The organism is Pontibacter sp. HJ8, from assembly GCF_054824225.1.
Genome location: NZ_JSYF01000256.1, coordinates 1 through 1,158 on the forward strand (window position 1 = coordinate 1; position 1,158 = coordinate 1,158).

1 protein-coding gene is annotated in these 1,158 nt (G+C 48.4%); it reads left to right on the top strand.

Going from position 1 to position 1,158, the window contains the following annotated elements:
• A partial coding sequence (locus tag OB13_RS12070; protein WP_461490421.1) for a T9SS type A sorting domain-containing protein occupies window positions 1-1,158 on the top strand: 1,158 nt, incomplete at both ends.

The following is a 1,158-nucleotide window of genomic DNA, read 5'->3' on the forward strand; positions in this document are numbered from 1 at the left end:
CGGCAGGGTTCTGAGGGATTCAGTACCGTAAAAACCTTATCACCAGAACCAACATCTGCTAATTCAGGAGAAAAACCTCAATCCAAACCCTGGAGTTATGATGGAAAGTGGTGGGCTGTTTTTCCTAATTCCAGTGGAACACATTTGTGGCGGTTGGATGGCACTAGCTGGACAAATGTTTTAAGACTTTCTTCAAATACCACCTCTAAAGCTGATTGCAAGGTGGTCGGAAATATAACCCATATTCTGCTGTATCAGGGTCCGTCCTCTCAAATGGTGTCTGTTGAATATGAATCAGCCTCCGGTACCTATGAGCTCTGGTCTAAAAGAACGTCGACTGTTGGCTTAACCCTTGACCAGGGTGTTGAAACGGCTACTATTGATGTCGATGGAAATGGCAGAATGTGGTTAGCTTCAGCCGGCGTCAGCGATATAAAAGTACGATGGAGTGACGCGCCATACCACACATGGAGTTCCCCTATTACAGTCGCTTCCGGAGTAAAGGATGATGATATTTGCGCAGTTATTGCTTTGCCCGGCAAGATAGGTGTGTTCTGGTCCAATCAGACCACAAGGCGGTTTGGCTTCAAGACTCATACCGATGGGGCCGATCCTTCCCAGTGGTCAGCTGATGAGGTGCCAGCTTCCCAGTCTGCCCTAAATATCGGGAGCGGAATGGCAGATGACCATATGAATTTTGCCGTAGCGCATGATGGTACCCTGTATTGTGCCGTCAAGACGAGTTATAACACAACCGGGTATCCCTTGGTTGCTTTATTGATACGTCGGCCTGCAGGAAACTGGGATCAGCTGTATGAAGTCTCACAAACAGGTACAAGGCCAATCGTTATCTTTAATGAGGCACTGGGTAAGTTAAAGGTAGTATATTCCTCTGCAGAAGGAGGTGGAAATATTCTCTACAGAGAATCCTCAAACACGGATATTTCCTTTGGCGCTCAGCGAACCCTGCTAGCAGGAACATATAATAACGCGACGAGCACCAAAGCTAATTATACCTCCGATATTGTGATTCTGGCTTCAAACAGCACGCATGTCGTAGGGGTTCTGGCAAATGATGCCGCCGTTCAGGAACCGGTTGAGGAGTATACCCTGGCCGTGAACACGGTAGGCAGCGGCACGGTGAGCCGCAACCCCAGC